Genomic DNA, 14025 nt, shown 5'->3' with positions numbered 1-14025 from the left:
AATCGCTTCAATTTATAATGATGTATTGATTCATCCAGCATTACCCGCTTTATAAAGATTAGAATTCTCAGTCTCAAAAAAGAACTAAATTTTCTGCAAAACAAGTAAAATAACATTCATTCGTAGATTAGTATTTGATTACTCTAAGGAGTTAAATTTGTTGGCTCCTTAAATTTATGCTCGCATCAATTCTCTTAAAGATGTGACAATCATATATCAAACTGAATTTAGATTAAAAGATTTTATATAAAGTGGTCTCTATAACGCCTGTACCATCTTTTAAATTTAAAGACAATAATTGTTTTTCTTGCTTTACCTTAAAATTAAAAGGCACTGCCAATATGTTTACGCCACTTTGTTTTTTTAATCGTATCCCTTGACCAGAAACAATGTCCTTATTAGGTATAAAATTATTCCCTTGGGGCAAATGCTCTGTAATTATAACATATTTGAATTGGTTTAATTTTGTCAAAATACATTGAATTTCAGTATTGGATACATGTTGGAGCACTTGCCGTAGAATAGCACAATCTCCATGAGGTAGGTCATCTACCGCTATATCTAAACAATGAAATTTTAAATTTTCGTCTTTAAATTTTCCCTTGTTATAAATTATTAGATTTGACACTATATCTACAGCATCATATTTTCTGGTATGTTTTACCAATTCTTTTCCAACATTAAAATCACCACAGCCCAAGTCACAAACCGTAATAGGGTGTTCAAAAGATTTCAAAAATGATTGTAGAACAGCTATATATGGATTTATTATCTCTGGATTATGAGATCCGATACCTGAATAAAAAACAGAAGAGTCGCCACCCCAAAGATTCTTCTCATAAATCTGTTCCATGGCGTCTTTGGTTGGCCAGGGTCTCTTAATTTTTTCAAAATCATTATCGCCCATATTGACAAACATTTTTTTTGAAATAAAAATTCAAAACTTTAAATTAAACTGCCGGAATATATACAAAGGAAAGATAAAAAATAGCAGGCCATAAGCCGGATTCTGTTTTCGAATATACGAACCCTTATCATTTATCTAGGCCAATGGTTGCCCAAAGGCTCAAACCGCCTACCCTTCGGCTTGGGCGTACAACCCTCAAACACCGATTTACATGACGTTTCACCGTATAGAGTTTACCTGATTTCACTACAGCCGAACTGTACTTGCTTTCTGTTGCACTTGTCCTCGCCTTTCGGCGGACGGGCGTTACCCGCTATACTGTACTATGGTGTCCGGACTTTCCTCGTTCTGTTCCAAAAAAGGAACAAACCGCGATAAGGCAGCCTGCTAAATACAAAGGTACTGCAATTGTTGATAACTAAGGATGATCTCTGTTTTAAATACCTAGTAGAATTAGTCGCTATTTTTATATTTGTAATTGTACTAAACGTTTTACATTTTGGAACCATTTATTGTATCGGCACGTAAATATAGGCCCCAAACATTTAAGGATGTTGTTGGGCAGCAAGCCATTACCAATACACTCCAAAATGCCATTGATCAAAACCATTTGGCACAGGCATTGTTATTCTGTGGTCCCAGAGGTGTCGGTAAGACTACTTGTGCCCGTATTCTTGCCAAACAGATTAATTCTGATGGAACGGAAAGTGAGGATGAAGATTTTGCCTTTAATATTTTTGAATTGGATGCGGCTTCCAATAACTCTGTAGATGATATTAGAAGTCTTATAGACCAAGTTCGTATTCCACCGCAAGTTGGCAAGTACAAAGTTTATATTATTGATGAGGTACATATGCTTTCGCAATCTGCTTTCAATGCATTTTTAAAAACATTGGAAGAGCCGCCAAAGCACGCCATTTTTATTTTGGCAACTACTGAAAAACATAAGATAATCCCAACGATTCTTTCGCGTTGTCAAATTTTTGATTTTAAGAGGATCACCGTTAAGGATGCGGCTGAATACCTGAAGTATATTGCTGAAAACCAAGGCATAGATGCTGAGGAAGACGCCCTTCATATCATAGCCCAAAAAGCAGATGGCGCCATGAGGGATGCTCTCTCAATTTTTGACCGAGTCGTAAGTTTCTCGGGTAAAGAACTAACAAGGAAAGCCGTTACAGAGAATTTGAATGTGTTAGATTATGACACCTATTTTGAAGCAACAGACTTAATCTTGGAACATAATATTCCCCAATTGCTAATTTTATTCAACAAAACATTGTCACTTGGTTTTGACGGACATCATTTTATTGGTGGATTAGCATCCCATTTTAGGGATTTAATGGTTTGCAAACATCAAGACACCATTGTCCTATTGGAGGTGGGTGACGGCGCACAAAAACAATACCGTGAACAATCACAAAAAACATCCAACAGCTTTCTGCTGAAGGGTCTGGACTTGGCAAATGACTGTGATTTAAAGTATAAAACAAGTAAAAACCAACGCTTACTTGTAGAACTCACCTTAATGAAACTTGCCTCTATCGATTTTGATGGAGAAAAAAAAAATCCTGAATCGTTAGCATTTCAGAATAAAATAATAGATTTTATTGCTCCAGCGGCTTTTTATCAAAACATCCCTAAGTCAACCCATAAGAATACTTCTTCAGAAATAATAACGGAGCCTCTTCCTGAAATTATCCAAGAACCTAAGGAGGTTATTAATGACAAGTCTACTACAGATGTAGAATCGGTTGCCCATGAAAATTTTTCGATTCCGGATGTTTTAGAAACTGGTAGCCATAAACAACCCATATCTGCTGTTAACGTGGTAAATGAATCAACTGTTGAAGTAGAATTAAAATCTACCAATAAAAAAATCGACATTAAAGCGCCTTCAAAAAGAGTTTCTGGGCTTTCCATTTCTAGTTTAAAGGCCAAAAAACAACATGAGCTAAATAAAATTGAGGTAGTAATTGATGAGAACGATTTACCAAAAGACCCTTTTACACAAGAACAGTTAGAACAGCATTGGAACGATTTTGTAAATCAAATTGATGAAAATGGGCAAAAAATATTGGCTTCAAACCTTAATACCGATGTCCCTACATTAACAGAAGACCATATTATTAGTATTGAGCTGCCCAACAGTACCATGAAGAAAGAGATAGAGCGTGAAAATTTTGAACTCATGAACTATCTACGCGCAAAACTGAATAATCATTTTATACAGTTAAATATTACCGTGAATGAGAGTAGTGCAAAAAAGTTTGCCTTTACTCCAGAGGAAAAGTACCAAAAGTTAAGGGAAAAAAATCCTGCAATAGATATTTTAAGACAAGAGTTTGATCTAAACTTTTAAGATCGCTTTATACGGAATGAATAAATAAACATTACCAAACCGATAATCAATAAACCAAAGGCTTCTCTTCCCAATTCTACAGTTTTAATATCTCCATCATTTAAATCAAAACCTTGAAAATCTGTTGGATACAAATAAAAAAAACCAAGCAAGCAAAGTACGCCTACTACTACGGGAACAATGAACTTTAGTTTATCTAGTGTAAATAGAATGGATAAAACTGTAGCAAAACCATAAATAATAATCCATAATAATGAATCTGGGTCATTGTATTGCACAACTGCGCCCAAAGCAAATAATATCGCAAATACTATTCCAATAAATTTAAATAATTGCTTCATTTATATCTAGTTTAATACATGATCTTCAAGCAGATCGTAAACATCGATAGCTTCAATGCTTTCTTTATGATTGTTAGTATATCTATTTGTAATGAATACAGGAAAATCATCCTTTTCTTCTGTAATACGGCCATGAGAGCCTTTGATTAAAGTGGCATCCAATGGAATAATATCCATAACGGTTCTAAAACCCAGTTTCTTTTTTATAAGTTTACCCATAACCTTGGCCATTATTAATTTATCCTTAGGGTCAGTCATCATTTCTACGGGATCATAGCCTGGTTTTTTATGAATATCCACCATACGGGCATAATCTGGGGCTTTGGCATCATCTAACCAAAAATAGTAGGTGAACCAAGAATCCTTATCTGCCACTACCACCAAATCACCGCACCTTTCATGGTTTAAATGGTTTTCGTCAATTTCAGTCTTTGACAATACTTTTTCCACACCTGGAACATTCATTATCAACGCTTTAACTGCTTCCCTGTTAACTTGATCTTTAATATAAACATGTGCTATTTGATGATCAGCTACGACAAAGGCATCACTCGCACCAGCATCTAATAATTCTAGTCCCCTTTCCTCTCGAATGGCAATAAGACCTTCCTTTCTTAGAATACGGTTTAAGTGAATTGGTCTGTTTACATTTGTAATTCCATACTCTGATAATAAAATGATATTAGCATCTGCCTCCTGATAATGTGTAACCAATTTTTTCACTTCTTCATCAATCTCGTTGAGATCTTTGGAGATGATATCAAAATTTAAACCATACCGCTGTAAATTATAATCTAGATGAGGCAGGTATATTAACGTAAGAGTAGGGTCATGTTTTATATCGGTATAAATGGCCCCATCTACTATCCATTTGGAGGAATTTATAGTTGTTCTAGGGCCCCAGAATTCAAACAATGGAAAAGTTCCTAATTTACTTTTTAATTCATCCCTAAGTTCTGCTGGATGCGAATATATATCTGGTATTTTTCTGCCATCTGCCAGATAATTAGGTCGTGGGGTTATGCTGTAATCTACATTGGAATACATATTATACCACCAAAAGTGGTTGGCACAGGTAAAGGCTTTATTTTTTTCTTTAAGGGCATCCCATATTTTAGGCTGTTGCACTAATTTATTGGACTGGCGCCAAAACTTAACCTCACATTCATCTTTAAAATACCACCCGTTTCCTACTATACCATGTTCGTTCGGCCATTTACCGGTAAGGTATGTAGATTGTGCTGAGCAGGTAACTGCAGGCAACACGGGTTTTATAAAGGACAAGTTATTTTTAGCTAAAAATTCCTCAATAAATGGTGTGTGTTCACCAATGAGTCGTTTTGTAAGTCCCACAACATTAATTACCACAGTCTTTTTCATTATCTCTTTTTAATGATATGGATAGCTTGTTACAAATGATCTTTAAGCCATTTTATTTCTCGGGTTATGGAGACCGAAAGATCTTCTTTTAAATCTTTGGGCAACACATCCCAAGTATAGGTCTCAATTTCCAAATGTTCTGAAACCGGGTCGCTTTTTAAATAAGAAAGCGTTTTTAAAATATGGTCTTGGGTAGAATACAAAGGGCCAAATTGTTCCAAAAAGATGGGGACATGAAAATGGGCCCTTAATTCATCATAGGAATTCCTTTGTTCTAAAACCTGCGGCAAATCGTTATAGGTTTTCACTTTAGAATCCACCTTTTCAGTAACCTGATGCAAATATGTTGGTTCGTTAAATTGAGCAAGTAAATCCCATATTTCATCATCATCCTTTCCGGTGAACAAAATTTTCAAGGCAGCACTTACTTGTATTTTCCCTGTTTTAATATCTGCTGACTTAAACTTGCCGAATGTATCCTCTGGCTCTTCATAAGCTAAAGAAAAATGGCAAATATCATAACAAACAGTAATGTAGCGTTTAATAAGCTTGTCAACTTCTGGTCCATCCAAATGCAATGATTCGCCTAGCATCGCTATTCCCGTTGGTATTAAATAATCCGAATAAAACGAAATAACCTCATCACTATTTTCTAGCAACCCATCTGGTTCAGGTTCAATATCCAAGTGAAGATATGTTCCTGAGTCCTGTTCTAGTTCATATAATTGCTGGGCTACAAGAATCATATGTTCTGCGCCTTTGGCAAACGCGTTTTGCTTATCCTCATCTGTATTATGCCAATATTTATAACTTATTGGGGATGTAGAAATACCCCCAGATATTCCTTTTGGTACCAAAGCAGCCAATTGTCTAAATAATCTTTGGGTATAGATTAATCTTTCTTTAGTGGTCCAATCTGGCTTGTGAACATCATCCTTAACGCGCTCATCATGGAAATTGCCATAAGGAAAACCGTTCATAGTAAAAATATAAAGATGGTTATCCTTTAACCAATTTTGAAAATCTTCCATTGAATTCCCTAATTCTAACTCCTCACTTGCTTTATTAGACAACCTTAATCCAATTCCAAACGGAGCTTCAGGAGACACAGAGTTTTTTATTCCCGGAACATATTCCTTTAAACTATTAAAAGTACTTTCCCAATCTTGCCCAGGATGAATATTAGTGCAATAGGATAGATGTAACGTATTATCAATAAACATGACTCTACTGCTTTAAGGCGAAGTGATGGTTTAATTTTTCAATAGCTTGGGTCATTAACCCTAAATCTATTTCATGAACATCATGTTTTGTGCCAATATCAGAAATTAATGTAATGGTAAGTTCCCCTCCTAAATGCTCCCGAAACTCTTCTATACCAGCTAATAAATTATTTATCTCTACATCAGAATTTAACGGTAACATGAGGTCAAAACCTATAGTCGTCATTACACTCAAAATATAATCCAAATCTGATTCTGATATTAGACCAACTTGGTGGGCATAGGTAACATCCAATGCAATACCTTTGGCAACTGCCTCACCATGACGCAACTGATAGTTGGTCATATACTCTAATTTATGGGCAGCCCAGTGACCGAAATCCAGTGGTCTTGAGGAGCCTGACTCAAAAGGATCACCGCCTTGGGAAATATGGTGCATGTGCATCTCAGCACATTTATAAATTACATATTGCATAGGCTCATGTTCTCTATTCCTTAATGCTAATGCATTATCTGAAATATATGTAAAGAAGTGCTTATCTTTTATCAATGCCACTTTTATAGCTTCTGCAATACCAGATATCCAATCACGTTGTTCTAATGTTTTTAAAAAATCACTATCATTAATAATGGCGAAAGGAGGAGCAAAAGTTCCCAAAAAATTTTTTTTCTTAAAAAAGTTTATGCTATTCTTTACGCCCACAGCAGAGTCATTCTGTGAAAGAACAGTTGTGGGGATACGAATTAATTTTACCCCCCTATGGGCAATGGCGGCCGCGTAGCCAACCATATCGATGATGGCTCCACCACCAATGGCAACAACAAAGGAATGCCTACATATGGCATTTTCATTTATTCCCTTTAAAACAATATCAACATATTCAGCACTATTTTTAGACTGTTCACCACCATCTAAAACTAAACTCTGTGTGTGTGCCAAATAATTTTTATTGACAGAACAATACTCAGAAATTTTGGAAAGTAACTCTGGATGATGTCCAACAACACCTTTATCTACTACAAACAATAATTTTACAGCTTCATAATCCTTATAATCCTTAATAATGTTAAGAAAAAGAAGATTGTCCAATTTGAACAAACCCTTTGCAAAATGAAGTTGATAGTTGTATTCAACTGAAAATGATTGTTTTATCGGTCTTAAATCCATACAATTAGGTAACAGCAAATAATTTTGAAAGCAATAAAGATAGTGGCAAAAGTAATAAAACACCTAAACCCACATACCAATTTGAAAATCCAACCGCCCAACAAGCATCCATTATAACTAACGACAAGACACCCGCCATTACTGCTTTCTTAATATTTGAGGGAGAATTCTCGTGATAAGCTTTAATTAAAGGACGAAAAATTTGGTAAGAAAATAATAGTAAAAAAGGCAAAATGAGTACTATTTCTCCGGTTTTCACAATAACAACATATGCCATTGAAAAACCTACCATTAAATACAATATACCTGCCATGACAATATGCCTTTTATTCTCTCCATGTACTTCTCCCCTGCTAATTAAGGTAATAGCGAAAATATATGCTACGGGAACTATTGCAATCCACCAAAGATTGAGATTTCCTAAAAAAGACATACCTAACAAAAGATTTAAACCTCTACAAAGTCCCATGACCAGAGGTCCAAAAAAAGAATACTTTTTAGCAATGGCATCATATAATAAAATGGTAGCAACCAAGACTACAGCCAACAAACCACTTAACTGATTTACTACAAAAGCCAAAGTAACACCTAGCGCAAGAAGTATAATACCCCAAACCACAGCTTCTTTCAAGGAAACTAATCCACTAGGAATTGCTCTTTCCTGTCGTTCAACGGCATCTAACTTAGCATCAAAAACATCGTTAAAAACTACACCTCCTGCGTATAAAAATACCGATGAAAAAACTAAGGCTACCAGTAGGGTCATGTTTTCTTGAAAGAAATCAATACTTGAAATACCTTCATGAGAAAGACATATGGCAATTCCAGCTATAATATCCGCAGCGGCAGTGGGTAAGTTCGCAGGCCTTGCCAAACGGGCAAAACCCAAGAGTTTCTCCCTCATATTACGTAATTTGGTCCGAATCTATTCTCGGTGATTGCCCCCTTAAAACACTATTGTCATTGAATAATTGAGATTGGTCTATTCCATTTGGCTTTAACCAGTGCTCCTCTTTCATCTTACCATTTTTACTAAAGGCATCCAAAGCATTTTGATAACATGTTTTAACTACATCCTCTCTTGCAATTCCCCTTTTCAACATTAAAGAAGCTGTTTTAGGAACAGCCAAAGGATCGCTAACACCCCAATCTGCCGAGCTATCAACAATAATATTTGTACTTCCAAATTTTCTTACCACCTCTACCATACGTTCATTCCCCATTTTGGTTTTAGGATATATGGTAAACGCTGCAATAAAACCACGATCAAGGACTTCTTTTACAGTCTCTTCATTATTATGATCAATAATAACATTAGCTGGGTCTAGACCATGTTCCAAACACACCTCCATACTTTTTATGGTACCCGCTTTTTTATCTCGGTGAGGTGTATGTACTTGAACCGTCATATCCAGCTCCTTAGCCAAATCTAGCTGCATTCTAAAATACTTATCTTCTGCAGGTGTTTGGTCATCATATCCTATTTCACCTATGGCTACCACATTTTCCTTATGTAGGTATAAGGGCAATAATTCAACCACTTGTTCCGCTAATGCTTCATTATTGGCTTCTTTAGAATTTAAACCAATGGTACAATAATGCTTAATTCCAAACTGACTTGCCCTAAAGGGTTCCCAACCCACCAAACTACTAAAATAATCTTGGAAAGAACCTACTTGTGTCCTAGGTTGACCAAGCCAAAAGGAGGGTTCTATTATTGCCACAACCCCTGCCGCCGCCATAGCCTCGTAATCATCTGTTGTACGGGAACTCATGTGCACATGTGGGTCTATAATCATCATTTTATCTTCCATATTCTTAATCCTTAATTGTATTCCAGGTTAGTTTATCGGTTTTTATCGCTTTAGTTAAATTACTATGTTTATCCAATAGCTTTTTTGCCTTATCATTATTGGAGTAAAAACAACATAACACAGCAGCACGTTGTTCTATTTCATTATCACTGTTTAACAAATGTTGCATGTCTGAAAGTAATTTATCATTCAAGAATTTAGATACCGGTCTCCAAAACAATGGATCAATTTTTCTTGATGCCGCCCAACGCTCATGGGCATAGTCCGATATAATTCGTGCTAAATCTTCATTTCCTCTTTCATCAACAGATAAAATCAAAGAAAGATCCCTCTCCATAAATGCAGCCTTAAGATACATTTGATTCCATTGTTGATCATTAAAATACTTAGCGGGGTAAGGGTTGTTCAATGTGATGGCATCGAACACCGTAGCTATGTTGGTTCGCAAAGCCTCCACAGCCACAGCCTTAAAACGTTCTGGATTAGGCAACAATACTAAAAATTTTAAAAACGCTACCAATTCCCCTGTATCCGCTACCTGAATGATGTTGGACACTTTTGGACCAAAAAAATCCTCATCAATTTCCAAAATTTTGATCAGAAAATATATTCTAGCAATCTCAAGATAGTTGGCATTTTGAGATATTAGATACCTAATTATCTTTTTGTCGGAATTCAGATGAGCAATAGGGTCTGCATTAAACTTAGAAGCCAATATGCTATATGTCATAAATAAATCTTTAACAGATTTATCCGATTCTAATTTTTGTATCCTTTGACTCAGCCAATGTAATGCTTCTTGATTACCGTATGTGGACAGTACGCCTAATAATTCTTCACTTATCTCCATTCAGGATATATTGTAATTGTCTTTGTTCAAAAATAATTATTAAAAGCCATAATGCCTTATTTTTACAGTCTAAAGAACATACGGGAGCGTTAAAAATAACATAATTAATGGGACAAATGCTAGGTTTAAAACTACCAACAGATCCAAGATGGGTCAATATTGTTGAAAAGAATATTGATGAAATACTTTCCGACCACGCCTTTTGTGAGCAAAAAGCAGCAAGTACCGCTATTTCATTAATAGTTTCCTTCCCAGAATATACCGAACTGGTTGAAGAAATGGTAGCATTAACACGAGAAGAAATGGGGCATTTTAAAATGGTACATGATTTAATAATAGCCCGTGGTAATACACTTGGTAGAGACCGAAAAGATTATTATGTAATAGAACTTTTGAAATTTTTCCCAAAAGGCGGTAGCCGCACCACCCAATTAGTTCATCGATTATTATATGCCGCGCTCATAGAGGCACGTAGTTGTGAACGTTTTCGACTACTTTCAGAACAGCTGCCTAATAAGAAATTGGCAAAATTTTATCACAAACTCATGATCAGCGAAGCTGGCCATTACACCATGTTCTTGAAGTTTGCACGACAATACGGCATACGGCAGGAAGTGGACAAAAAATGGCAAGATCTTTTGGAATATGAAGCTAAAATAATGCTCAATTTAAGTAAAACTGAAACCATACACGGATAGGATAATTAAGATATCCGATGAGACAATTTGATTTACAAATTGGTTATTCTTTCAATTTCTTTAAATAATAATCATAGGTTGCAAATTGCGATCTGCTTTCTGGTCCTTTAATTTTACGATAGGCATTATCTTGCTTTTCGGAAAAAACACGTGCTTTTAGGTTATCGCTCCAACAAATTTCAAAAGTATCCATTAATTCTTCCTTAATATCCTGATCATAAATAGGACAACCTACCTCTACCCTATAATCTAGGTTACGTGTCATCCAATCTGCAGAGGAAATATATACTTTAGGATTACCCTCATTGGCAAATACAAACAATCTGGTATGCTCTAAAAATTTATCAACAATACTAATGGCCTCGATATTTTCGCTCATACCTTTTACACCGGGCACCAAACAACAAATCCCCCTAATAATTAACTGGATTTTTACACCTGCCCTACTGGCCTCATAGAGTTTATCTACCATTTTATAGGAGGTGAAGCTGTTCATTTTTATTTTGATGTAGGCTTCCTTTCCTACAATGGCATTGGCAATTTCATTATCAATAAGTTTGGCAAATGTACTTTTCGTATAATGTGGAGAAACAATTAAATGCTTGTATTTATTGATTTTATATGTAGTTTCAAAGAAATCAAATACTTTGTTCAATTCCTTTAAAATGGCATCATGAGCAGTAAAAAGTGTATAATCTGTATAAATTCTTGCAGTTGATTCATTAAAGTTACCTGTACTAATAAAACCATAACGTTTAACACCCTCTGGTTCTTCACGCTCAATAAGACAAATTTTACTGTGTACTTTTAATCCTGGTACACCAAAAATCAATCTAACCCCTTCAGCCTGAAGCTGTTCTGCATACTCAATATTTGCTTGTTCATCAAAACGCGCCTGTAGCTCTATTTGTACCGTTACTTGCTTCCCATTTTTAACGGCATTGATAAGACATGCAGCTACCTGGGAATCGTTGGCCAGCCTATACACGGTTATCTTTATTGTTTTTACTTTTGGATCTAATGCCGCCTCTCTCAAAAACTTGATGATATAAGAAAATGTGTGATACGGAGTGTATTGTAAATAATCCTTTTTAGAGATGTCTTCCAAGATACTCCCTTCAACACTTAGACCTTTGACAGGTAACGGTTTAATCTTGTCATACAAAAGATCTTGTCTTCCTAGGCTAGGGAATCCCATATAATCTCGTCGGTTATGATACCTACCTCCAGGAATTACACTATCCGTATCCTCTATGTTCATCTTCTCTTTTAAGAATGCCAAAGTATCCTTGCCAATACGTTTGTCATAAACAAACCGTACTGGATCGCTAATTTTTCTATGCTCTACACTTGTGGATATTTTCTCTATAAAACTCTTACTTAGGTCATTATCCATATCTAACTCTGCATCCCTTGTAATCTTAATCATGTGGGCAGAAATAGATTCGTAATCGAACATTGTAAAAATATTGTCCAAACAATATCTAATGACATCATCTAAAATTATTATATAATTCTTTTCGCCTTCTTGGGGCAATACCACAAAACGATCAATGCCTTTAGGTATCTCTATTAAAGCATAACGCTTTTCTTTTTTACCCAATTCATTTTTTATCAGCATTCGTACAGCCAAATAAGCGGCAGTATCCTTTAATGTCGGAAATCTTGTTAGATCATTTAAAATGATCGTCATTAGCTGTGGACTTATATTTTGAAGAAAGTATGTCTTAACAAAACTTTTCTGGCTTTCTTTAAGCTCAGTTTCTTTAATGATGAATATGTTCTGTTTCTCCAGCTCATCTTCTATCTGCTTTAAGATTGCCAAACTTTTAGTTTGTTGATCTATTACTATTTTGGTGATCTCTTCCAGTAAATCTTTGGCCTTTTCCCCTCCTAGTACACTTTTACCAGTTTTCCCGGCTTCAACAATTCTTTTAACCGTAGCATACCGTACCTTAAAAAATTCATCCAAGTTATTAGAGAAGATCCCTAAGAATCGTAACCGTTCAATCAGGGGGACTTTTTTATCCGCACTCTCTTGGAGAACACGCTCATTAAACCACAACCAACTAATTTCTCTATTAACGTACTGGTTATTAAATTTCATCATTCTTTAAACTGCTTTGGAAAAATGGTTTGTACTGTATTGCCTTTTGTAATATTTTGCCATGTGGTTTCATTAAAACGTAAATGAACTAAACCGCTTGTTGGCACATTGGTTATATGTCTGTCACCTAACATATTAGCTAAGTGGGTAAAGGCATGATTATGCCCAAATATTATAACCGTATCTATACTATTACCAATGTTTTTTATAAAATTAAGAACCTGGTTTCCCGAAAAATCATATAGTTCAGGAGAAATGCTAAATTTCCCAAAGGAATGTCCTAACTCTTGTAAACAAATTGAAGCGGTATGTAATGCCCTATTTGCAGGGCTGGAAAATGCATATTCAATTTTTAAATTTTGTTCTGCAAATTTAGAACCAATCAAATGTGCATCAAATACCCCTCTTTGTGAAAGGGCACGGTCTTGATCATTAACGTTTAACTCCCATGAAGACTTACCATGGCGCATTAAAAATAAATCCTTCATTCTAAACAATGTCTTTATGGGGCCAATCGCTCCATAATCCAATCTAAATCATTTTCTAAAGTATACCTAATCCGGTCATGCAACCTGTTGGGACGTCCCTGCCAAAATTCTATGGAAATTGGTCTAACTAGATATCCACCCCAATGTTCAGGCCTCTTGATCTCTTTACCTTTATACTCATTCTCCAATTTTTTTAAGTTTTCCTCTAAGGTTTCCCTTGATTCTATAACACTACTTTGTTCTGAAACTATTGCACCCAACTTGCTCCCTTCTGGTCGGGATTCAAAATAACCATCGGACAAATTTTCTGAAATTTTTTCTGCTTTACCCTTTATGATTATTTGACGTTCCAAATTTGGCCAGAAAAAAGAGAGACAAACATTGGCATTCTGCTCAATTGCCCTACCCTTTTCACTATGATAATTAGTGTAAAAAATAAAACCTTCGTAGGTGTATTTTTTCAATAGTACCACCCTACTTTTTGGGTATCCATCCAATCCAATTGTGGAAACTGTCATGGCATTTGGTTCATCCAAACCATCTGATTGCTCAACTTCATAAAACCAAGTCTGGAACAACTGAATAGGATTATCAGAAATACTATCTTCCAATAGAGCACTTTTCTCGTAAGATTTCCTATAATTTGCTAAGTCTTTCTGCATCAATTCAACTAAAAAAACAAGATAC

At 35.5% G+C, this 14025-nt stretch carries 13 protein-coding genes and 1 other RNA gene; 2 read left to right on the top strand and 12 right to left on the bottom strand.

Going from position 1 to position 14025, the window contains the following annotated elements; translation table 11 throughout:
- Nucleotides 1–232: 232 nt before the first annotated feature.
- A complete protein-coding gene (locus tag ACOCEA_RS12910) occupies nt 233–919 on the bottom strand; it encodes a class I SAM-dependent methyltransferase (protein WP_420756667.1) in 687 nt (228 codons plus the stop codon).
- Nucleotides 920–983: 64 nt separating this feature from the next.
- An RNA gene (rnpB, locus tag ACOCEA_RS12905) (RNase P RNA component class A) lies at nt 984–1298 on the bottom strand.
- 108 nt (nt 1299–1406) lie between these two features.
- Between rnpB and ACOCEA_RS12900 the strand changes: the two genes are divergently transcribed.
- Entirely contained in the window at nt 1407–3269 is a 1863-nt protein-coding gene (locus ACOCEA_RS12900) for a DNA polymerase III subunit gamma/tau (RefSeq protein ID WP_420756666.1), read from the top strand.
- Here the strand turns inward: ACOCEA_RS12900 and ACOCEA_RS12895 are convergent.
- The 7 genes from ACOCEA_RS12895 to ACOCEA_RS12865 are packed head-to-tail and all read right to left on the bottom strand — an operon-like array spanning nt 3266 to nt 10045.
- A complete protein-coding gene (locus ACOCEA_RS12895; RefSeq protein ID WP_420756665.1) occupies nt 3266–3610 on the bottom strand; it encodes a transmembrane 220 family protein in 345 nt (114 codons plus the stop codon). The genes ACOCEA_RS12900 and ACOCEA_RS12895 overlap by 4 nt on opposite strands.
- 6 nt (nt 3611–3616) lie before the next feature.
- On the bottom strand, nt 3617–4990 hold the full coding sequence (locus ACOCEA_RS12890; RefSeq protein ID WP_420756664.1) for an alkaline phosphatase family protein: 1374 nt from the start codon (nt 4988–4990) through the stop codon (nt 3617–3619).
- 29 nt (nt 4991–5019) lie between these two features.
- Nucleotides 5020–6213, bottom strand: a complete 1194-nt coding sequence (gene eboE / locus ACOCEA_RS12885) for a metabolite traffic protein EboE (RefSeq protein WP_420756663.1) — start codon at nt 6211–6213, stop codon at nt 5020–5022.
- Between the two features lie 4 nt (nt 6214–6217).
- Nucleotides 6218–7381, bottom strand: a complete 1164-nt coding sequence (locus tag ACOCEA_RS12880; protein ID WP_420756662.1) for a 3-dehydroquinate synthase — start codon at nt 7379–7381, stop codon at nt 6218–6220.
- A 4-nt stretch (nt 7382–7385) separates the two neighbouring features.
- Nucleotides 7386–8285, bottom strand: a complete 900-nt coding sequence (eboC, locus tag ACOCEA_RS12875; protein ID WP_420756661.1) for a UbiA-like protein EboC — start codon at nt 8283–8285, stop codon at nt 7386–7388.
- Between the two features lies 1 nt (nt 8286).
- Nucleotides 8287–9195 (bottom strand): TatD family hydrolase, encoded by a 909-nt coding sequence (locus ACOCEA_RS12870; RefSeq protein WP_420756660.1) that lies wholly within the window; start codon nt 9193–9195, stop codon nt 8287–8289.
- A 4-nt stretch (nt 9196–9199) separates the two neighbouring features.
- Entirely contained in the window at nt 9200–10045 is an 846-nt protein-coding gene (locus ACOCEA_RS12865) for an EboA domain-containing protein (RefSeq protein ID WP_420756659.1), read from the bottom strand.
- Between the two features lie 116 nt (nt 10046–10161).
- Between ACOCEA_RS12865 and ACOCEA_RS12860 the strand changes: the two genes are divergently transcribed.
- Nucleotides 10162–10743: a MiaE family protein gene (locus ACOCEA_RS12860; RefSeq protein WP_420756820.1), complete on the top strand. Its 582-nt coding sequence runs from the start codon at nt 10162–10164 to the stop codon at nt 10741–10743.
- Nucleotides 10744–10786: 43 nt separating this feature from the next.
- Here ACOCEA_RS12860 and ppk1 read toward each other — a convergent pair whose 3' ends face one another.
- From ppk1 to pdxH, 3 genes are read right to left on the bottom strand one after another with little or no spacing between them, the layout of a single operon-like run.
- Nucleotides 10787–12853: a polyphosphate kinase 1 gene (gene ppk1 / locus ACOCEA_RS12855; protein ID WP_420756658.1), complete on the bottom strand. Its 2067-nt coding sequence runs from the start codon at nt 12851–12853 to the stop codon at nt 10787–10789.
- The gene (locus tag ACOCEA_RS12850) at nt 12850–13338 is read right to left on the bottom strand and encodes a SixA phosphatase family protein (protein ID WP_420756657.1); all 489 of its coding nucleotides are present in this window, start codon (nt 13336–13338) and stop codon (nt 12850–12852) included. Before ACOCEA_RS12850 ends, ppk1 begins: the two co-directional genes overlap by 4 nt.
- A 14-nt stretch (nt 13339–13352) precedes the next feature.
- Complete coding sequence (pdxH, locus tag ACOCEA_RS12845; RefSeq protein WP_420756656.1) at nt 13353–14000, bottom strand: pyridoxamine 5'-phosphate oxidase; 648 nt, start codon at nt 13998–14000, stop codon at nt 13353–13355.
- Nucleotides 14001–14025 lie beyond the last annotated feature (25 nt).

Origin of the sequence: Maribacter luteocoastalis, assembly GCF_048890225.1 — a bacterium.
Lineage (GTDB): Bacteria > Bacteroidota > Bacteroidia > Flavobacteriales > Flavobacteriaceae > Maribacter > Maribacter luteocoastalis.
The sequence above is the reverse complement of the archived record's forward strand: the minus strand, read 5'-3'. Positions and strand labels throughout refer to the sequence as shown.